This window comes from Streptomyces sp. NRRL F-6676 (assembly GCF_000725625.1).
Classification (GTDB): domain Bacteria; phylum Actinomycetota; class Actinomycetes; order Streptomycetales; family Streptomycetaceae; genus Streptomyces.
The window spans coordinates 1-19,972 of record NZ_JOHS01000026.1; the positions used below are offsets into that span (position 1 = coordinate 1).

Annotated in this window: 20 protein-coding genes and 2 pseudogenes; 11 read left to right on the top strand and 11 right to left on the bottom strand. The window is 66.1% G+C overall.

Annotation, left to right across the window (positions count from 1 at the left end):
- Positions 1-96 precede the first annotated feature (96 nt).
- A complete protein-coding gene (locus tag IO29_RS17755; protein WP_420705383.1) occupies positions 97-441 on the bottom strand; it encodes a helix-turn-helix domain-containing protein in 345 nt (114 codons plus the stop codon).
- Between the two features lie 501 nt (positions 442-942).
- On the opposite strand from IO29_RS17755, the gene IO29_RS40370 reads away from it, so the two are divergent.
- The 4 genes from IO29_RS40370 (at position 943) to IO29_RS38990 (ending at position 4,711) form a co-directional block, all read left to right on the top strand.
- Positions 943-1,269, top strand: a complete 327-nt coding sequence (locus IO29_RS40370) for an effector-associated constant component EACC1 (protein ID WP_420705385.1) — start codon at positions 943-945, stop codon at positions 1,267-1,269.
- Positions 1,270-1,276: 7 nt separating this feature from the next.
- The gene (locus tag IO29_RS36680; protein WP_267881990.1) at positions 1,277-3,043 is read left to right on the top strand and encodes a caspase, EACC1-associated type; all 1,767 of its coding nucleotides are present in this window, start codon (positions 1,277-1,279) and stop codon (positions 3,041-3,043) included.
- Positions 3,044-3,654: 611 nt separating this feature from the next.
- The gene (locus IO29_RS17760) at positions 3,655-4,161 is read left to right on the top strand and encodes an SMI1/KNR4 family protein (RefSeq protein ID WP_051707700.1); all 507 of its coding nucleotides are present in this window, start codon (positions 3,655-3,657) and stop codon (positions 4,159-4,161) included.
- Between the two features lie 235 nt (positions 4,162-4,396).
- Positions 4,397-4,711, top strand: a complete 315-nt coding sequence (locus tag IO29_RS38990; RefSeq protein ID WP_199806898.1) for a S1 domain-containing protein — start codon at positions 4,397-4,399, stop codon at positions 4,709-4,711.
- A gap of 494 nt (positions 4,712-5,205) precedes the next feature.
- On the opposite strand, the gene IO29_RS17765 is transcribed toward IO29_RS38990, so the two are convergent.
- Positions 5,206-5,649 (bottom strand): PIN domain-containing protein, encoded by a 444-nt coding sequence (locus IO29_RS17765; RefSeq protein WP_030376771.1) that lies wholly within the window; start codon positions 5,647-5,649, stop codon positions 5,206-5,208.
- The gene (locus IO29_RS17770) at positions 5,646-5,912 is read right to left on the bottom strand and encodes a ribbon-helix-helix domain-containing protein (protein WP_030376772.1); all 267 of its coding nucleotides are present in this window, start codon (positions 5,910-5,912) and stop codon (positions 5,646-5,648) included. The genes IO29_RS17765 and IO29_RS17770 overlap by 4 nt, the downstream gene beginning before the upstream one ends.
- A 457-nt stretch (positions 5,913-6,369) precedes the next feature.
- On the opposite strand from IO29_RS17770, the gene IO29_RS17775 reads away from it, so the two are divergent.
- Positions 6,370-7,890 (top strand): TerD family protein, encoded by a 1,521-nt coding sequence (locus IO29_RS17775; protein WP_234307326.1) that lies wholly within the window; start codon positions 6,370-6,372, stop codon positions 7,888-7,890.
- 318 nt (positions 7,891-8,208) lie between these two features.
- On the opposite strand, the gene IO29_RS17780 is transcribed toward IO29_RS17775, so the two are convergent.
- The 3 genes and pseudogenes from IO29_RS17780 to IO29_RS17790 all read right to left on the bottom strand — a co-directional run bounded on the left by IO29_RS17780 (position 8,209) and on the right by IO29_RS17790 (position 11,585).
- Positions 8,209-9,417, bottom strand: a complete 1,209-nt coding sequence (locus IO29_RS17780; protein WP_234307327.1) for a hypothetical protein — start codon at positions 9,415-9,417, stop codon at positions 8,209-8,211.
- 718 nt (positions 9,418-10,135) lie between these two features.
- Positions 10,136-10,574, bottom strand: a pseudogene (locus IO29_RS17785) (ATP-binding protein).
- A 270-nt stretch (positions 10,575-10,844) separates the two neighbouring features.
- A complete protein-coding gene (locus tag IO29_RS17790) occupies positions 10,845-11,585 on the bottom strand; it encodes a GntR family transcriptional regulator (RefSeq protein ID WP_030376775.1) in 741 nt (246 codons plus the stop codon).
- An 83-nt stretch (positions 11,586-11,668) separates the two neighbouring features.
- Here IO29_RS17790 and IO29_RS17795 point away from each other — a divergent pair, with 83 nt between their 5' ends.
- On the top strand, positions 11,669-12,766 hold the full coding sequence (locus IO29_RS17795; RefSeq protein ID WP_078617993.1) for a DUF1152 domain-containing protein: 1,098 nt from the start codon (positions 11,669-11,671) through the stop codon (positions 12,764-12,766).
- A 297-nt stretch (positions 12,767-13,063) separates the two neighbouring features.
- On the opposite strand, the gene IO29_RS17800 is transcribed toward IO29_RS17795, so the two are convergent.
- Positions 13,064-13,888, bottom strand: coding sequence for a hypothetical protein (locus IO29_RS17800; protein ID WP_030376777.1), 825 nt, complete (start codon positions 13,886-13,888; stop codon positions 13,064-13,066).
- A gap of 139 nt (positions 13,889-14,027) precedes the next feature.
- Here IO29_RS17800 and IO29_RS17805 point away from each other — a divergent pair, with 139 nt between their 5' ends.
- Complete coding sequence (locus IO29_RS17805; protein WP_234307328.1) at positions 14,028-14,357, top strand: hypothetical protein; 330 nt, start codon at positions 14,028-14,030, stop codon at positions 14,355-14,357.
- Positions 14,358-15,041: 684 nt separating this feature from the next.
- Here IO29_RS17805 and IO29_RS17810 read toward each other — a convergent pair.
- The 4 genes from IO29_RS17810 to IO29_RS17825 all read right to left on the bottom strand — a co-directional run bounded on the left by IO29_RS17810 (position 15,042) and on the right by IO29_RS17825 (position 17,947).
- Positions 15,042-15,773, bottom strand: coding sequence for a hypothetical protein (locus tag IO29_RS17810; protein WP_030376779.1), 732 nt, complete (start codon positions 15,771-15,773; stop codon positions 15,042-15,044).
- 209 nt (positions 15,774-15,982) lie between these two features.
- On the bottom strand, positions 15,983-16,453 hold the full coding sequence (locus IO29_RS17815) for an arsenate reductase ArsC (protein WP_051707702.1): 471 nt from the start codon (positions 16,451-16,453) through the stop codon (positions 15,983-15,985).
- Positions 16,446-17,543: an ACR3 family arsenite efflux transporter gene (gene arsB / locus IO29_RS17820; RefSeq protein WP_030376781.1), complete on the bottom strand. Its 1,098-nt coding sequence runs from the start codon at positions 17,541-17,543 to the stop codon at positions 16,446-16,448. Before arsB ends, IO29_RS17815 begins: the two co-directional genes overlap by 8 nt.
- Positions 17,540-17,947 (bottom strand): ArsR/SmtB family transcription factor, encoded by a 408-nt coding sequence (locus tag IO29_RS17825; RefSeq protein WP_030376782.1) that lies wholly within the window; start codon positions 17,945-17,947, stop codon positions 17,540-17,542. The genes arsB and IO29_RS17825 overlap by 4 nt, the downstream gene beginning before the upstream one ends.
- A 78-nt stretch (positions 17,948-18,025) precedes the next feature.
- On the opposite strand from IO29_RS17825, the gene IO29_RS17830 reads away from it, so the two are divergent.
- The 4 genes and pseudogenes from IO29_RS17830 (at position 18,026) to IO29_RS17845 (ending at position 19,937) form a co-directional block, all read left to right on the top strand.
- Positions 18,026-18,499: an ArsI/CadI family heavy metal resistance metalloenzyme gene (locus IO29_RS17830; RefSeq protein WP_030376783.1), complete on the top strand. Its 474-nt coding sequence runs from the start codon at positions 18,026-18,028 to the stop codon at positions 18,497-18,499.
- Between the two features lie 20 nt (positions 18,500-18,519).
- Positions 18,520-18,639 (top strand): annotated as a pseudogene (locus IO29_RS39485) (VapC toxin family PIN domain ribonuclease); the annotation flags it as partial.
- A 497-nt stretch (positions 18,640-19,136) separates the two neighbouring features.
- On the top strand, positions 19,137-19,469 hold the full coding sequence (locus IO29_RS38995) for a hypothetical protein (RefSeq protein WP_199806899.1): 333 nt from the start codon (positions 19,137-19,139) through the stop codon (positions 19,467-19,469).
- A 9-nt stretch (positions 19,470-19,478) separates the two neighbouring features.
- Complete coding sequence (locus IO29_RS17845; protein ID WP_030376786.1) at positions 19,479-19,937, top strand: hypothetical protein; 459 nt, start codon at positions 19,479-19,481, stop codon at positions 19,935-19,937.
- Positions 19,938-19,972: the final 35 nt, after the last annotated feature.

Below are 19,972 nucleotides of genomic sequence, written 5' to 3' on the forward strand. Positions count from 1 at the left end.
TCGAACACCTCCACCAACGGCACGGGAGCCTTGTGCGTTGCGGCCCTCACCTCGGCCTGACTGACGTCACCCGATCAGTGGTCCCGTTGAAAACGCTCACTGAAACGACCGCACCAGCCGAGCGGACCGAACTTCTTCGTCAACGGTCGCACCAGCGGGAGCCGCGCCGTCTGCCGGTTGGTCAGAATCCGCGGCAGCAACCACGGCGGCCAGGAGGTCACGCACCTCACGAACCGTCGACTCATCAAGGTTGAGGGCACCCAAGAGCCGGTCGAACACATCGAAACTCGGAACCATGCGCCCGGTCTCGACCTTGGACACGGTCGGCTGCCCCACACCAGCACGCTGCGCCAACACCGCACCGGTCAGGCCGGCCTCTGCCCGAAGCACACGAAGACGCCCACCAAGCGCCCGCAATAACTCCCGCCGCTCACTCCGCATGCCCAGGGTTCTACACCACCAGCCAGCCGGACCATGATTCAAACTTTCTCTACTGGTTCAAGGCGGCTCGCTCCGCTCACCGCGCGCGGCCCGGCCCCCGGCCGGGCCTGCGCTCCTGTCTCCGCCCCGCTCCAGCCCGGCCGGCGCCCGTGCCGCGCGCACAGCAATCAGCCGCCTGATGCCAGAGAAGGGGTACGTCGTGGCTGGGGCGGTCGGCTCCGCGGCTTTACGCAGCCACTTTGGCGCGAGCCTCGAAGATCATGGCCCCAACGTCGTGCTTTACCGGGCAGGTCCACAGACTGCCCGACGCGCCGGAAGCTTACGGGGCCATGATCGCTCGCGCCAAAGCAGCTCCAGCCCAAAGCCGCTCCACCGCCCTGAGTAGGTGCGCCTTCCCTTCCGCTCCTCAGAACTGTCGGCACGGACGGACCTTGACCTAAGCTGTACTGCCACTACGCCAGTTGACGGGGCAGGGGGGCCGAGGCCGTGATGCGGATCAGTATGGTTGGCCAGGGCGCTGAAGAAGAGCTGCGCTCACTCCGCGCATGGCTGCTCGAGGATCCAAACGTTCGCCGGCACGCGAAGGTGTCTTGGGAGACGTCGCAACCCCAACCCGGAACAATGGGAGCCGACGCACTTGCCGTGCTTCAATTGGTCACAGATAACTTCTGGCAAATCACTACCTTCTCAGTTACGTACGCTGCCTGGAGGAAAACTCGGGCCCGTGCACCTCGTGTGACAATCGAACACGACGGTAAATCCGTAACGATTGAGGGAAGTGACGCAGAAACACTTGAGCGCATCATCCACTCACTGGGCGAGGAGTAGTCATTCCGTGGCCCTACCTCGCCCTGAAGACTCTCGTGCAGTACTAATTGGCGTGAGCAGCTACACGCAATTGCCGCAACTCGCTGCAGTGCAAAACAACATCGAGACACTGAGGGATATTCTCACCTCTTCCGCTTCATGGAACCTTTCGCCGGAGCACTGCACTGTCGTGCATGACCCTCGCACACCAGAGGAATTGGTGGATCCCATTTTGCATGGGGTCGAGGAAGCATCAGATACTCTTCTGGTTTACTATGCCGGTCATGGGCTAAAGGGGCCGAACAGGGGAGAACTACGCCTTACTCGGTCGACCTCTCGCGCAGGGGCTCCACACACCTCCACCGATTACAACGACATTCGAGAAACATTGTTGGGATCGACAGCAAGCCGTCGCATTGTGATCCTCGACTGCTGCTATGCCGCCAGTGCTCTCGGTACCATGGCGGACCCTGCTAACAGCATCGCCGATGACGCCCTTATCGAGGGAACATATCTCATCGCCGCCGCAGGAGAAACAGAAGCTGCCATGACAGAAGACGGCAGCGGGTTTACGGTATTCACCGGTGAACTAATCCGGCTCCTCAGTGAAGGAATTCCAGATTCTACACACGATCTATTGGATCTGGATACCGTATTCAGCTACTTATACAGCACGCTGCGCGCCAAATCCCGCCCTCTGCCGCATAAGCGAGTGCGTAACTCCCTCGGTAAACTCGCGTTGGCTAGGAACTCATTCAGGCACGCGGGAAAATTGACCATCACGGAGGAAAATCACGTAACATTCCCCGGTATCTCCGGATCTCAAAGTGAAGGCACTCTCCTCCCTGGAGGCGGTCAACGTAGTGAGCACTTAGATCTTTCCGAACCGTCTGGCACACCACTCACTCAGACTGTTGCACAGTTGCAGACTAGTGCAGCACCGCCTCTCGTGGCGTCGGCCGGAATGGCGTCAGCGCCTAGTGAGCCCACAGTCAGCCTGGTCGGAAAATCCGCAGCAACCGATCCAGCGTCTACCCCCCTTGCACCTGCCGGATCCGTCACTTGGCCAACCGCGCGACACCCTCGGTCGACAGTAGAGAAGTCGCCAAATTCTCAGCATTCGAGATACGTTGAAATCTTATGGCAAGGCATTCTGGAAAAAGTAAAGGAGCGGCGCCGCTTCGCCTGGATAATTCTTACCCAAAATGCCAAAATCTCATCCTTTGATGGCGAGACCTTGGAGCTCTCTTTCCCTAACGAGGCAGCTAGGGATTCCTACCGCTCGACCGGCATTGACGAACTCCTCAACCATGTAGTTAACGACGACCTGAAGCTGAAATGGAAGGTTAAAGTATCCGTCGCCCTCGACCCCAAGCTCGGCCAGCAAATTTTGGGGTCGCCTTCTAAGACGAGACGTCCTGGAGAGTGGCCGGCCCTGCCCGTGAACAGTGAGGCTGTGCAGCCCGCAATGGGCCAGGACAAGGAACCTCAACCGGCCCCAATTGCCTGGCCACCCGTACGCAAGCCGCCACCTCCGGAGGACTTTCAACGAATTCAAGAACTCTGGCCCAAGGTGTTGGATGAGATAGGAAAGCGTCGACGTACTTTCTGGTACCTACTGTCTCATGACTGTAGGCCTGTAGGTGCAGTAGGGAAAAAGATCTTGCTCGGCTTCAACAATGAGCAGTCGAGGCTTGCATATCTATCAAGTGGCGCTGACAAGCTACTCGAAGATGTAGCGACGGAAATTCTTCGCTTCGCTTGCAAGATAGAGCCCGTGACGCTTTCTGAGTAGCTTTTCAAGGCGCAAGCAACGTCACATTGGATGGAGCGGGGGCCTTGACACCCTGCCAGCATCAAGGCCCCGTCCGGTCGTCAGCTCAGACAGGAAGCAGCAGACCAGCTACGGACCCTTCTGCGACCGCCGCGGCCACCATTAGGACGACCTCAAGTGACTTTCGCATTCTGCTCATGATGCTCTCCCTTCGAGTAGCGCGGGCAGTTGCGTTAACTGACTTAGTGCTTCCTAGGGCCAGTGCAACGAACCTCAGTGCCAACGCGGCCGAAACGAGTACGAGGAAGGACGCAAGGGGAATCGAACCCCAAACTCCTGCCCCTAGTCTCAACTGACGACACGGCGAGCATACATGGGCCACTTCCCCGCGAGTGCTCAACCTAGCCACACTCCTGCCCTGTCCAAACGGCCGTGCCAGATGCGTGCCAGGTCGTGCGGGGAGACACGGGGAACAGCGGGTACCGGAAGCGGTGGTTAGCCAGGACGCCACGCCGTTCCGCTGCAGGTCAACAAGGCAACCCCTGCCGAGGCACCCGAGCTTCCCAAGCTCATGTCACGGTGCTGTGAGTAGCGGCATCGACAAGAGTAACTACGTCGCTGAGGATACTGGGGTGACCGATGACGAGCTTATCCTGGCGGTCCGTACGCAGGTAGCCGGCAGGGGACTGCCCGGCCCGGCATCTGCTGAGGACGTCACCGCTTTCGAACAGGTCGTGGGGCATCCGATGCCCAAGCTGTTGAAGCGGATCTATCTCGAAGTCGCCAACGGCGGCTTCGGACCGTGGGAAGTCGTGTCCGTGACCGAGACGGACGACTGGTTCAGCGACTGCTCAGACATCACCACGGCCTACCGCGGATTCACCGCCCCCGACGGCATCCTTCCGTCGGGCATCGTCCCGCTGATGGACCGAGGCTGCGCGATGTGGACGCTGATCGACTTCCGGACGGCCGAAGGCCAGATGTGGGACTGGGACCCCAACCTGTGCTGCATCCGGCATGCCCCTGAACCGATCGGACAATCACTCGCGCAGTGGCTCACCAACTGGTTGCGCGGCAAGGCGCACGAGGGCCCCTACCCAGATCGCGTGTCAGTCGCCTTCGACTGCCGCAACTCGTGAGGCCGGAGGCCCCGTCTCAATTTCCGTCTCATTCAGTGGGGTTCACGGCCGTTCAGATGAGACCACAGGCCCGGTGGGGAAAAGAGCTGCGCCGTCCATGAACGCAGGTGAACGCCCCCGTACGAGCGTCACCACCCCACCACCACAGTTGGAAAGCGTGTTGGTGCCTCGCGCCCGCGACATCGGGCCCGTGCCGACTGTCGACAGCTTCCGCCGTCCCTACCATGATTGACGAATGCCTGAGTTCAGTTGGCCGGACAGCTCACAGGTTCCGACTGCGGATGCCCTAGAACGAAACTGGTCAGCAACCGTCTCCGCACTGCCCCTTGGATCTCACGTCAGCGGTCGCGTCATCGGCCGACAGCCGTTTGGCGTCTTCCTCTTGATCGAAGGCGTGCCGAGTGCAGTCGGCCTTGCCGAGATCACCGCCATGCCTCACCACATGGAGCTGCCCGCCATGGGCGCTACTGTCGCTGGTGAGGTGATCTGGCACGCGGATCACAACCGTCAAGTGAAGATTCGCCTCGATGAATTGAACGGGTCTAGCTGAAGCTGATCATCTCCTGGACGCCGCAGCTCTGCACCACTACCGCACCAGATCCAGCGGGGAGCAACGGGGAATCACGGTGAAGACAGTCGAGCTTAGAAGGGGCGCGTACCATACGTTCGACCAGGTCAGCGCCCAAACCGGCCGTGAATGATCGCAGCTTCCCAAGCTGAGAGCGCGAGTTCGATTCTCGTCACCCGCTCTTCTTGAAGCCCCAGGTCAGCGGCCTGGGGCTTGTTTTTTGGGGGAGCCGTTGCCGCGTTTTACGGTTACTCCTGCACCCGAGATTGGGCACGCAAAGGGCACGCGCGCCTTGAGAGGGCGCCTCAATCACGTCATAGCGTGGCGCTGACCTGCACTTTCGCGTAGTTGAGCCGGCGGTGAGCCCTCAGCCCGCTGTTCCCGGGCAAGGGCGACAACCGTCCTGCACATGCTGTGTCGTGGGCGGGGCACAAGCCCCTTGTGGGGGTGGGCACTTGACGGCCGAGGGTCCTGCGTCAGAGCGGGAGGTCGTCGGGGAGTACCCGGAACGCCTTGTGGCGGCCCAGCGGGCGCACCGCCCGGAAGTCTCGTCGGTCCAGGGTGAGGATCGCGTCCGTGTCGTAGTCGGCGGCTAGCGCCACGTTCACCGCGTCGGCGAGGTCGAGGTCCAGTGCGCGGTAACGGACACGGACGGACTGGGCTGTGCCCAGGTGGTCTTCCGTGATCTCCGGCAGGACGACACGCCCGCGGCTCATCCAGCGCCGCAGGTCGTCGACCGCGCTGAGGGCAGCCTCCCTGCCCAGCTCACGCGTCGCCACGTGATCCAGTTCGGCCAGCAGGAGCGGAGACATGACCAGCAGGCCCGCCGCCATGATCGCCTCGTTCGCCGCCGCGCACTCCGGATGAGCCGAGTCCAGGGCTGCCAGAAGGCCGGACGTATCGGCGATGACAATGATCACGCGGTTGATCCGGAACCCGAGCCGCTCTCACGCCGGACGGCATCGGCGACCGTGTCGCGGACCTCCGACTTGGGCAGCGTCCGCCCCGGCCCCTCGAAGGTGCGTGAGAACAGCGGCTCGTCCCAGACCCGGTTCGCCATGGCCGCGAGGTGGATGCCCTGGCGGATGATCTCGGCCTCGCTTGTACCCCGGCGCTTGGCGGCCTCCTTGATGATCGCCAGGTCCTCGGGGTCCGCGTAGACGTTGGTGCGCTTCATTGACATGTACCAAGAGTAGTCCATGTACCGCTTTGATGTATCCGGCACACCTCTCCATGTCGTGTTGCTGAGGACCAGCCGAACTGGCCTCACACGCCCCTTTCGGGTGCCAGACTGTTCCTGGGGAGAGGGGTATGTCATGGGGTTCGGCTTCCGTGTCGGTGTGCCCGGGATGAGTGTGCGGGTGTCCACTCGTGGAGTGCGCACCTCGATCGGGCCACGTGCGGCGAGGCTCAGCGTGGGCAGCGGCGGCGCCAGGATGTCGACCGGACTCGGCCCCTTCTACGCGTCGAGTTCCCTCGGCGGCAATCGACGGGGCACCAGTACGCGGCGTACGACACGATCTCGTACGGTCGCCCCGTCAGCCGCGCAACTGGATCGGGCGCGCCGTCAGGCGGAGCGGGCTCAGCAGGAGGCAGAGCGCGATGCCGCCATCGCTCAGTTGCGGGATCTGAGGCGCCAGATGACCAGCGTTCATCTGGAGTCCTTCCCCGCGGCGCATCCGCCCGTCATCCCGGACGCCCCCCAACTGAGCCTGTCCTGGGCGCTCGCCGAAGCCCGGACGTTCCATCTTCAGGGCGTGGGGCGGCTGGCACTCGCGGAGAGGGCTGCGGCCAGGCAACGGGCGGAACAGGACGCGCCCGCCTACCTGGCCGCCGAGGCAGCGCGACTGCTGGAGATCCGCCATCAGTTGACGAACGAGGCCGAACACTGGTGGCAAGCCCTGCTCGCCAATGACGAGGCCACCGTCTGCGAAGCGGTGAACACCGCCTTCTCGGACAACCCGGCCGCCGGCTGTGCCGTAGGCGTGGACGGCTCGGTGCTGTCCGTCGTTGTGCGGCAACAGGACCTCGACTCCATCCCCGGTCAGACGCCTGGGCTCACGCCCGGCGGACGCCCGACGCTGAAGAACCTCACCAAGCGGGACCGCGTCCTGTGGTGGCTGACGTCCATGGGTTCCAACATCGTCGCCACGCTGAAGGAGGGCTTCGCCACCGCACCCGGCATCACAGCCATCGACCTCGCCGTGCTGACCCGCCTGCCCGACACCCAGCGCCTCGGCTTCGTGGCCTACGGCCGCTGGACGCGCCAGGCGATCGAGTCCATGCCCTGGCGGGAACCTGCGGACGCCCTGCGCTTCCAGGACATCGGGCAGGACGTAGCCTGCTCCGTCACCACCACCGCATCGGGCAATCTGTCCAGCTCGATCAAGCCGCTCGAGACCAGCCGCGTGCCCGGCCTCCAGGACCTGCTCGACCATGCTGAGGACGAACCCGGCGCCGGCGAACCGTCACTCGCCGACCTCGACGTCACCCTCGGCGCGGGCACCCCGCCCGACGACGGGGCCCCACTCACCGATCCCTATCGGATCAAGCCGTTCGTCGAATGGAAGCAACACAGGGCGGCAGGACCGCCTCCTGCCCCCGCCACACCGCCCGTGCTGCCCACCTCGCTCATCCCCGGCCAGACCCTCGTCCTGCCCGAGGACGCCTGGCAGGGGCTGCGCGTCGCCTTCAGCTTCGCCGGCGCGGACGCGGACCTCACCCTCTTCCTGACCGGGGAGGACGGCCGAGTGGCGGCTGACGAGGACTTCGTCTTCTACAACCAGCCCTTCTCTGCTGACGGTGCCGCACGGCTTCTGGGCAAGCAGCAGGAGGGTCGGTACTCCGTCGAACGCGCCACCATTCACCTGGCTGCCCTGCCCGACCGAGTGCGCCGCGTCGCCATCGCCATCAACATGGACGTCGACACGGGCCTGAACTGCGGCGCTCTCACCCACGCCGCCTTGCACATGGACTGCGTGACCGGGGCCGCATGGGCATTCCAGCCCTCCGCAAACCCGGAGATCCGAGCCATGGTCGTCGCCGAGTTGTACCGACACACCCTCGACGGCGTACCCGCATGGAAGCTACGGGCCCTCGGTCAGGGATGGGCGGACGGCCTCGACGGCCTCGCCCGCGCCTACGGAGTCGCCGTCGAGTGACAGCCGGAAGCCGACCCCCTACGCATCCGCAACCACACATGTCCTGGGCACGAGACGCCTGGACGCGGAATCCTCCCAAGTTCCGTCGCCCCGTCCCCAGACCTTGCTCCGAAGCCGTGCCCATAATGTGCCCGCGGGAAGGAAAATCACGGTCACCAGCGGTGTGAACCGACACCTACGATCTCGCCGCGGAAACGGCATCTGCACAGGGCAGAGCCCTATAGCACGAACCCCCAGGTCAGAGACCCGGGGGTTGTTTGTTGTCTAGATCGGTGGGCGGCTCGCAAACCACATCGGCACCATGAAGACCGGGCCCTACTAGGCGGACGCGGGCACGAAGACCGCCTCCGAGGTGGCCGACTGGAAGTTGTCGTCAGCGTCAAAGACAGCCCGGTAGTAGCCGGCACCGCTCTGGTCGAGGTCCGCGGCGAAATCGTTGCCGCTACCGCCCCAGAACGCCTCGACGGTAGTAAGCGTCGACCAGTTCGCCCCGTCGGGCGAGTACTGGACATGGACGTTGATCGAGGCGGGCGTCCACCCGTCGGGGAAGTCGATGAGCCCCTCGGCGTGGACCTGTCCCGTATCGGAGCGGACGGCCGTGAAGGCCGTGAACTTCGACGCCCTGTGCACGTGGACGACGTCGCTCGTACCGGTTCCGGCCTGGAGGAACGGGTCGTCCGAGGTGTCCAGGGCGAGCTGGAAGTAGCCGCCCTGCCAGGGCGTGTAGTCCATCGTGAAGGTGCCGTCGTCAGCGGTGGTGAAGCGGCCCACGAGGTCGGTCTGCGCGTCGTCGGGGCCGAACAGAACGCCTCCGGAGCGCCCGGCCAGCGGCACCCAGCCATCCGCGGTCTTCTGCTCGACCTTGACGCTCAGCGTGACCGGCTGACCGAAGTCGACGTCGGTCGAACTCACCGTGGACGTGAAACGGGTGGGAATCTGGTCGACACCGATCTGAACCGGCTCCGACTCCCCGTACAGCACTGCCGGCGTGCCACCGTCCATGCTGAACACGGCCTGGATGGGCGCGGCGGCGTCCAGCCTCACCGAGGTGGTGAAGTGACCCTGGGCATCGGTGGTCACGGTGGTCTGCGTCGAGTAGTCGACATTGATCTCGACCCGACGTGCCGCGAGAGGCTTCACCTGACGAGTCGGCCACCGCCCGTACAGCGTCCCCTCGACCTGCACGTCACGGTGTTCCCGGTCGATGGCGGTACGGTCGACGGTGAGCGCGCCGAACTGCGCCACGACGTAGTAGGCGAAGTCCCCCGCGGACTGACGCATCACATGGCCGCCGTCGGCGTCCGTCGCCTCCACGTCGATGCGGTACGAGCCGAAGTCCGGAAGCTTCAAAGGCTTCTTGGTACGCCAGGTGCCGTCCTGACGGGTGCCGGAGAAGAGCCGCAAGTCCTTGGTCCCGATCTCGGCGACTTCGGTCTGCGAGGCGTACGAGACAAGGTGTGCCGTGATGCTCGTGATGTCGGCCCCGGACCGGGCGCTGATCTGCAGTATCCCGAGATCGTCCGACACGCTCCCCGCATAGGTCACCTCCGGCTGACCCGCGGCGTGCACGGCTGTCGCACCTCCCATGCCGAGCGCGGCGGCCACGACGGCCACCGTGACCCATCTGCGTATTCTCCACAACAACACTGCGATCCCCACCTCTGACGCGTTCGACGGCGAGGCTCTCTTCGGAACACCCGCCCGACCGTCAGTCTTTATATCCACCGTTCAACACGGACGCACGGTATTTGGAAGCGGGCGCGGGACTTCGGCGTAGCCAAGTGAACCTGAACAGTCAGGACTTGGCGCCTCCCTGTCGTCGGGGCGGGCCGCACGAACGTCCCGAGTCTCAGCCAACGACGGAGAGCCCTGCGCGATGACTCAGCCGGGCGACCCATGTGCCACTGCAACGTCCCATCAACCTCCGCTCTCCCTGCAAGGCAGACCGTGCGCGGTTGCACAGTTAGCAGAGTCGGCCCCGGTGCTGGTCATGGCCATTCAGTCCGCCCAAGCGCCGTCGCTTCCCAAGCTGAGAGCGCGAGTTCGATTCTCGTCACCCGCTCCACAGTTAAGGCCCAGGTCAGAGACCCGGGCCTCTCCGTACCGTGGCGAGGGTGTGTCCGGTGTACCGGAGACCGTAGAAACGGAAGCCCTCCAGCATGCCGACGACATACCGGCGGCGGAGGCCGGCCAGGCCCTCCGGCCGCATCGGGCCGTAGGCCCGGAGAAGCGGGGGACACCTCCCTCACGAGGGCCAGGCATCGGCCACCACGAAGGAGACCACCGTTCCGCCGAACCGGCTGGGCCCGCGGTGCCACGAGTTGGCGATCGAGTCGACCAGCAGCAGCCCGCGCCCGTGGGCGTCGTCGGCATCCGGCTTGCGCAGCCGCACGGCCGCCGGCGCACCGGGGTTGTGTACCTCCACCCGCAGCGAGCCCCCGTCTCGGGAGCCATTCCACCCGCACCTTCCATGTCTCGTCCGCCTGCCCGTACCGGATGGCGTTGGTGACCAACTCCGAGATCAACAGCGCACAGTCGTCGATCGAACAGGCAGGGTTGTACGGGACGATGAACGCCCGGAACCAGCGCCGAGCCCGGGGCACGGACTCAGGGGTCGGGTGCAGGATCATCGCCCCCAGGCGCGGCGAGTACTCGCAGGGGTAGCGGTCGATCATGAAAGTCATCCGCGCTCACTCCTTGCCGCTGCCGTCGCAGTCGAGGCAGCGCCGCTTCGATGTGGCACGGGTGCGGTCATTGGCCGTCGAGAGCGCCAGAGCGGTACGAGAGCCCACGCGCTTCCAGCCGCGTCCTCGACACCCGGACAGCTACTGCCCCCCGTTCGGCCTCCGACTTGCCACGCCGCACCCCCTAGCTGACATGTGGCCTTGGCCACTTAGTGGATGGTGGCATTTGCCACTTGATGAGCGCAAGCAGTTCTGCGGACTACGACACTTTCAGGTCAGCGGGTAGCCCTGCCCGAAGGCCCAACGGTGCGGCGGGTAGGTCGCTTCGGCGAACTCCAGAGGCCGGTCCTGGAGGTCGTAGACGACGTGGTGGACGATCAACACCGCTGCCCCCGGCGTCAGTTGCAAACCATCTGCCTCCTCGTCCGTGGCCTCCCGCGCACACATCCGGTCCTCCGCGTAACTCCCCTGCCGACCAGTCATGTTCTCGACGTACATGAGAGTCCCCTCCTGGATGCGCTCGGCGTCCAGGAGCTTGGGCGCCCGCTGCCCGACATCCGGCGCGAACCACGACGTCGACAGGTTGATCGGGCCACCCTCGTCGTGCGTCACCCGACGCCGGTGAACAGCCCGCCGGTCCTTGACCAGACCCAGCGCCTCAGCCACGTGATCCGGAGCATCCAGCCAGCCGGCCGACGTGATGACCGCGTACTCACCGGCGGTGTAGATCTTCCCGGTCTGCCGCGCCCTGCCGTACAACTCCCGCGCACGCCGGTTGACCTCAAGGCTGCGCACGTACGTGCCGGACCCCTGACGCTTCTCGACCAGACCCTGATGGCTCAGCGCTTCCAGGGACCGGGCAGCCGTGGGCCTGGAGACGGACCAGTCGGCCGCCAACTGCCGCTCGGAGGGCACCTCGTCCCCCGGCCGCAGATCCCCCCGCAGGATCTGATCCCGGATGTAGTGAGCGATCTGAAGGTACTTCGGCTGAGTCTCCTCAATCCGCGGCATGTCCCCTCCTACGTCAACAAGTGGCTATGGCCTCTGGCCACTATAGGGTGAGTGGTCAACACCGGAGCCGTAGGCTGAGCCCTATGACGCGGTTGATCGTCGCAGCGGGAGGCGGAGGCGACGCGGTCGCTGCCGCAATGCTTGACGCCGGCCTGTACGGCGGCCAGGAGCGGGCGGTGATCCTCACGTACGCGTGGGACCGCCTGCTGATCGACCCGGTACCGGGCCCTCGAGGGGCCGCCAACTTCACCGGCCTTCTGCCGATCACCCCTGCCGTACGGGAAGTAACGGCCGAGACCCGCCCCATCGCCCCGACAGGGTCGACGCTCCCCCGACTCGCGGCAGAGCTGCCGAACACCTTCGCCCTGCTCGACCCCCACCAGGGCGCGGAAGGCATCACCCGCCAACTGGAGGAACTGATCAGCCACCTGTCCCCCACGTCCATCGACCTCCTGGACGTAGGCGGCGACATCCTGGCCCGAGGCGACGAACCCACCCTGACAAGCCCCCTGGCCGACGCACTCACCCTCGCAGCGTGCTGCCGGGTCAACGCCCCGGTCCGACTCCTCGTCGCAGGCCCCGGCCTGGACGGTGAACTCCCCCCGGACGACTTCCGCGACCTGCTCGGCACCCTCGCCCACACCTTCACCGCGGCAGACGTAGACCGGCTCAGCACAGTCCTGGACTGGCACCCCTCCGAGGCGACCGGCATGCTCGCCGCCACTGCCCGAGGCGCCCGCGGAATCTGCGAGATCCGAGACGTCGGCCTCCCCGTCCACCTCACCGACGAGAGCCCGACCGTCCACGAAGTCGACCTGGATGACGCCCTCAGCCGCAACCAACTGGCCCACGCCATCATGACGACCGAAACGCTCGACGAAGTCGAGGCACACAGCCGAGAGATCTGCGGCTACTCCGAAATCGACTACGAACGCAACAAGGCCGCATGGCTCAAGCACCAACAGCCGACGGACCTGAACCCGGACACGGTCATGACCCAACTCAAGGCGTTCGAGGCCGACGCCAGGCACCGCGGAATCACCCACACGACGTTCCGCCACCTCACCGAGGCCCTGAACCACAACGGCACCCAGCGCGCCACCCTGCGTGACCTGCTGATCAGCAGCCGACCAGAGCAGCACGAAGCCCCACTGTGGCGCATCACGACCAAGCCTGAGTAACAACCTTCTTCACGGGCTCAAGCCCCGGCTGCGCTCCGCTCCGCCGGGCGCGCTTTCCGGCTCCGCTGGGGCTGCCGCTCCTGCCTTCGGCCCAGGGCGTCCAGGTCGTCCGTACAGTGGCGCGCTCCACCAGGACGCCCTGAACCAGGCCCGCTCCACGGTGTGTGGGTCGACGGCGGACGGGATGGGGCCAGGGAAAGTGGTGGGCTGAGGCGAGAGAAGTAGGTGGCCGCTACTGAACTTGAATGGGTGATGTCGGGTTCGGTTGACGTGCCACCTCCCGCCCGTCCTGATCTTTCAGGGGCGGGTCGGTTGCAGGCGCTCGATGCGGTCGAGGTCGCCGGTGAGCAGGTCGAGGTGACTGATGGTGAAGTCTCCGTTGGGCAGAGTCTGCCCGCGGCCGTAGTGCCGGCCGACGACGGCGGTGGGGAGGAAGGCGCGCAGGCGGTGGCGCATGTCCCCGGGGTACACGACGGGTGCGCCCCAGTCGGAGGGGGCTTGGTCGGTGGAGAACAGGACCCAGTGGTCCACAGGCACGGTGGCGTCGAGGTCCGGCGCCTTTCCGGTGTGGCTGTCCAGGGCCGGCACGGTCAGCCGATCGGGGTCGAGGGGCTGGTACCACAGCAGCAAGGGCTTGGCGCGTTGCGCGTCGGCGTTGTCGAAGCAGCACACGACGATGGTGTGGTCGGGGAAGTGGTCGGCGTAGAAGTGCAGGAGATCCGGGTCGAGATCGGGGCGCCGGTGCGGCGGTACCTGCCACAGCGCGGCGGGGATCGCGGTGGGGTCGTCTGCCAAGAGCACCGTGTATACGTCGTGGTCGAAGACCTGGACGGGCTGCGGTTCCGCGCTCATCCACGCGATGCCGTCGGCTGTGGCGGCGACGTGGTCCACGGCGGCGACCATGCGGTGCAGGATGTCGCCGGCGCGCCCGGCGGAGAGGAAGTGCCGGGGGGTGAGCTGCCTGGTGGGCAGGTGCAGCAGCATGGCGTTCGGGCCGTCCGCCATGTTGACAGCCGTGTTTTGGTAGCCCAGGACATGGACGAGGCCGTGCACGCTGTGGTGCTGGCGCCCGCAGTACACGATCGTGCCAGAGAACGCGGCATCACCTGTCGAGATACACATGGCGGCAAGGTACCGCCCCTGTCCGGCGGACGCCGTGGGGGTCTGGCCTGCTGAGAATCACTATCGCCGATGGACGGCCCCGACATCACCCATTCAAGTTCAGTAGTCTCAGGCTTGCGGGCAACTGGGGGTGGGCGCTGTGCAGCAATGGCCAGAAGGACCGCACGCCGATCCGGAGGCGGCGAGAGACCGCTACAACACGGATATACGGGAATCACGTGCTGCGGTGCGGAATCTGTTTCGTGTGGGTTTGCCGGTTGCTCACTTCGGTTTGGGGACCGTGATCACTGTCAGCGTGTTCGTGGGAGTGATCTGGTCACCCATCACGGGCGCGCTCATCGGAGGAGCCTTTACCGCGCTGTTCGTTGTGGCTCTGTGCGTGGCAGTTCTGGCAGGAAGTCGAGGGCGGGACGCGGTGCGCGCCGCCTACAAGTTCACGTTCGGTTGGGCCGAATGGATCACGCTTTAAGCAACTCCACGGGGCCGGTCAAAAACGCCTCGGGAGCCTGACACCAACACCCGCGCACACCTCCGGTCGATGCCGGACCTCGATGGACGGCCGACGTAGGCCCAAGGGCGATCAGCCACCACCGACGAACGGTCGTGATCAACCGGATAAAGATTGGGCCAGACCGCAAAGCCTGCGTCAGTGATCTGTGCCGCTCCGACATCAAGAGGCCGCACCGGTTCTCACTGACACTCCGGCCTGACTGCAAGTCCATCCACTGTGCCTCGCCTCGCTCTAGAAGCGGCTAGCGGAGGCCAGGGTTCCAAGAAGGGTTTGTGCCGCTCCACTTGCGCGCAGATGTCAGACCACCGCACTGACAGTGCGGGCTGACCAGGCAGAGCATGACTACTGTCGCGAAGTGCGCGAAGGGCTGAACGAGCCAGCTAGGGGTTGCATGTGACGTATCGAAAGGCTCCTTATGGTTGGTGACCACATGTGCAGCTGCGTCGGGTCGACTGCCGCTGTACCGCGACGAAGTCCAGCAACCCAAGCCACCGCCAGCGACCGGCACCGGCCCGCGCGACCGTCTCCGCGGCCTGTATGGCCCACCAGGGGGGCAGGGAAGTCGTAGGAACGATGCGCACGAGTCCCGTCCATCTGCACTGAGTGTCTGGGACAGGGACAGGTGCGTGCGGGAGCCCGGAACTATCCGTAGGGACCGGAGGAGCCACCCTGCCTGGCGGACGCTTCCGCGACCCACGTTCGCCAGACGTGGCGCGTGTTCGGTACCTCGGGGCGATCGAGAAGCCAGAGGACGTAGCCAGCGTGAAGGCGTGCCCATGGGTTGTCCGACGCAGCGGCCGTACCGAGCCTGTGGCGGAGATCGTCACCGTCGACTGCTCTTGCGACGCGCACATACTCGCGGTCCTTGCAGCGGTAGGCCCGCCGGACGACGATCTCGACGAGGTCGATGAGCTTCGCCCTGGTCGGCTGATCATGGTCGGCGACAGCCATGCGGCGGATGAGTGACTGTTTCGTGCCCCACGCCTTTGCATACTCTGTCCACTCGCGGGGGAACCGCGCTTCCCACTCCAGGAAGAGAAGCGCATAGGGCAGACGCGGCCCGTCGGCGCCCTCGCCCACCCACAGCCCTTGAGGCAGGGTACGGCTGCACATGTCCGCGTACACCTCGCGCGCCCGCTTGAAGGCCGGCTCCTGATACTGCTCCTCCGGCCCCAGCGGCCTCGTGAGGAACCACAGCTCGTTCCACCGGTCGAGAGCCGCCCAGGCGTTCCTCCGGGCCCCGTCCAGATGCGCGAGTGCCGCCTCTCGCTCAGTGGGATCGTCGGCTATGAGGCCGAACGCCCAGCCCAATCGTCCGCGCCAGGCGTCGGCCTCGTCGCCACCCGACCCCGCCCCCTCCACCCCGTTCGTCATGCCGGAGATCATCCCTCAGCCGCGACGACGGACGTCATGCATGCCTACAACACACACATCGATGGTGACGAGGCACGGTGGCAGGTGAGGAGCACACCGGCCCAGGTCGAGCGCCCTCGCCTAAGTTGCTTCGGGACGGAAGAGGTCGCCGCATAACGTGCCACTCAAGGCGCCTGCCGTTGGGACGGGTCGGTTACCCCTGTCGCCGTTCAGTGCGGCCGTGGTGAGGGGGAAGGTGTGCCGGTGGTGGGTCTTGGTGCGGGTGGTGCGTTCTGTGGGGTGAGTTCGTCGACCAGGCCGCGGATGCGTTTCTCGATCTCGTCGCGGATCGGGCGTACCGCTTCCACGCCCTGTCCGGCCGGGTCGGGCAGTTGCCAGTCGAGGTAGCGCTTGCCGGGGAAGACGGGGCACGTGTCGCCGCAGCCCATCGTGATGACGACGTCGGACGCCTGGACCGCCTCCACCGTGAGCATCTTGGGCACCTCCGCGGTGAGGTCGATGCCCGCCTCCGTCATGGCTTCGACGACGGCCGGGTTGACGGCGTCGGCGGGGGCGGAGCCCGCGGAGCGTACCTGGACGCGGTCGCCCGCGAGGTGGGTGAGGAAGGCGGCGGCCATCTGTGAGCGTCCGGCGTTGTGGACGCAGACGAAGAGCACCGACGGCGTGGCGGTGTCAGACATGGGCGGGGTCCTCCTGGGGCGCGGGGGCGGCCGCGGTGGTGAAGTAGCGGCGCGCGTACAGGCCGACGTACACCAGGCCGATCAGGGCGGGTACTTCGATGAGGGGGCCGACGACGCCGGCGAGGGCCTGGCCCGAGGCGGCCCCGAAGGTGGCGATGGCGACGGCGATGGCCAGCTCGAAGTTGTTGCCCGCGGCGGTGAAGGCCAGTGTCGTGGTCCGCGGGTGGTCGAGGCCGACCGCGCGGCCCAGTGCCATGGCCCCGGCCCACATGACGGCGAAGTAGACCAGCAGCGGCAGGGCGATGCGGGCGACGTCCAGCGGCCGCGAGGTGATCGCGTCGCCTTGCAGGGCGAAGAGGACGACGATCGTGAACAGCAGCCCGTACAGGGCGAAGGGGCCGACGCGCGGGACGAGTTCGGCTTCGTACCAGGTGCGTCCCCTGGCCTTCTCGCCGATGCGGCGGGTGAGGTAGCCGGCCGCGAGCGGGATGCCGAGGAAGAGGAGCACGCTGCGGGCGATCTGCCACACGGACACGTCCAGGCCGGTCTGCTCCAGGCTGAGCCAACCGGGCAGGACGGAGAGGTAGAACCAGCCCAGCGCCGCGAACGCGATCACCTGGAAGACCGAGTTCAGGGCGACCAGGACGGCCGCGGCCTCCCGGTGGCCGCGGGCGAGGTCGTTCCAGATGATGACCATGGCGATGCAGCGGGCCAGGCCCACGATGATGAGGCCGGTGCGGTAGGCGGGCAGGTCCGGCAGGAACAGCCACGCCAGGGCGAACATGAGCGCCGGGCCGGCCACCCAGTTCAGCAGCAGGGACGGCAGCAGCAGGCGGCGGTCGCGGGTGACGGTGTCGAGGCGGTCGTAACGCACCTTGGCCAGCACCGGGTACATCATCACCAGCAGGCCCAGGGCGATCGGCAGGGACACCCCCGTCACGGTCACCGCGGCCAGCGCGTCACCCAGGCCGGGGACCAGGCGGCCCAGGCCGAGCCCCACGGCCATGGCCGCGAGGATCCAGACCGCCAGGTAGCGGTCGACGAACGACAGGCGTCCGGCCACGTTCCCCTCGGGTGCGGGGGTGCTCACGAGGCGGCTCCGGCCGGTGCGGTGCGCTCGGGCAGCGGCTCACCGGCCGGACGCGTGAGGAGGCCGGCGAGACGGTCGGTCGTCTCCGGGACGAGCCAGTAGTAGACCCAGGTGCCGCGCCGCTCGCAGTCGATCAGGCCCGCCTGCCGCAGCAGCTTCAGGTGGTGGGAGATCGTCGGCTGGGAGAGGTCGAAGGCCGGGGTGAGGTCGCAGACGCAGACCTCGCCGCCCGGGCGGGAGGCGATCAGCGACAGCAGGCGCAGCCGCACCGGGTCGCCCAGCGCCTTGAACACCTTCGCCAGGTCTACGGCCTGGCCCTCGTCCAGGGGAGCGGCCAGCAGCCCGGGGCAGCATGCTCCGGATTCGTCACCCTGGCCGAGCAGCACCAGCTCTTGATTCGACACACTTCTATATTGACACTCTTCGATTCGGCGCGCAATCTTGCATCGACAAACATCAATGCAAGCGGATGGGAGTCCGTCATGTCCCGCGCTCAGCTCGCCCTGCGTGTCAGTGACCTGGAAGCGTCGATCACCTTCTACTCGAAGCTGTTCGGCGCCGAACCGGCCAAGCGGCGCGAGGGCTACGCCAACTTCGCGCTCACGGAGCCTCCGCTCAAACTCGTACTGATCGAGGGGGAGCCCGGTGCGGAGACCCGGCTCGACCACCTCGGTGTCGAGGTCGAGTCCAGCGGTGAGGTCAACGCCGCCGGCGCCCGGCTCAAGGGCGCCGGCCTGGCCACCTTCGAGGAGAACGACACGTCCTGCTGCTACGCCCTCCAGGACAAGGTGTGGGTGCACGGCCCCGGCAAGGAGCCCTGGGAGGTCTACGTCGTGAAGGCCGACGCCGGCACGCTCGGCAAGAGCGCCGGCCCGGACGCCGGCGGCGACGGCTGCCGCACCGGCGAGGCCGGCGAGGGGAGCCCGGCGGCGGCCGGGTGCGCCTGCGGGCAGTGATGCGAACGGCCGGGCGACAGCGCGCGCAGGGCATCCACGACCTGCGTCTGCTCTTCGGCCGGGCGGCGGTCGACGACCGCGCGTACGACCGGGCCTGGCAGGTCCAGGAGACCCTCACCAGGCGAGGGCAGCACCGCAGCGAACGGCCGGCCGTCGTAGAGCCCGCGTTGATCCTGGGCCCTTTTCGTCGTAGAGCCCGCGTCGATCCTGGGCCCTTTTCGCGGCCGCGCGCTTCCCCTTCTCAAGCAGGCTCTTCTGCGGTTCCGCACCATGCCAGACTTCCGGGCGGGGAACGAGCGACCGGCTCATGGGGAGGGCGATCATGTCGACGTCAGCTGCCGGCTTTCTGCTGCCGCTGCTCTTTCTGGTCGGGGCACTCTGGCTCGCGTGCGCCGTGCTCGGCCTGCATGGCCTGCTCCTCGGACGCCTGCCCGGCCGATGGCTACAGCGACGCGTCCGACAGCCGAGGCTCTGGGGAGCGGGTGCTCTCCTCATCGCGTGCGCCGGGTTCCATCATCCGTGGTTGACCGTGGTCGGGATCGGTCTTGTCGCCTTGGGGCACGTGGTGCGGCCAACCGCGTAATCGTCCAGCGGGCGTTCGGCGTTCGCTGTCAGTGCCCGGCTGTACGGTCCGCTCATGGCTGAGAGACCGACGGCGATCTGGCGTGAGGGCATGGTTCAGGAGGCCGGGGAGCTCGCTGCCGGCCTCCTGGATCCTGAGTGTGCCTGTATGGCAGAGCTGTTCCCAGAAGCGTTTCTGACGGAGACGGATGCGGTGCTCGACACCTTCGAAAGTGCGCTGCCCGGGCTGGGCGAGGCCCGCGACGAGAAGGTGTTCGCTGTCGTGGAACGCGTCGTCCTGGCCCTGAACGCGGTGAACGATGCCTGCGAAGAAGCCGCCTTCGCAACCGACGAGCGTGAGGAGCTGCCGCCGCACTACAAGAGCACCGGATCGAGCGAGGAACGGTAGGGACGCGCGGTGAGCTACGACATCTACTTCTTGAACCGACGCGACGGGCAGCCCTGGGATGAGGTCCTGAAGGCGCTGGAGGACGAGGTGGGAGACAGCCGGCCGGTCTCTGCTCACCTACTTGGGGCTTGGGAGCGGATAGTGCCGCAGGCTCAGGCCCTGCTGGGCGAAGTGGAGATCACTGAATACGAGCAGGAATCGCGGGACCTGAGCCACTCGGGCACCGGCATCGACCTGTCCGTCTTCGGTGACGAGGTGAGCATCTCTGTGCCTTACTGGCATACGGGGGACGACGCTGCGGCGGTGTTCGGTCAGGTCTCCGCCCTCGCGGCCATCGTCGAGAAAGAGACCGGACTGACCGCCTACGATCCCCAGACGCGATCCCCGCTGGTGGCAACGGCCTCGGAGGACTCAGCCGGGCTGATGTCGCGAGTCACCGAGGATCTGCGCAGTCGTTACGGCGGTTGAACGCCGGGCACCGGCGGGACCGGCTCTCACCGGCA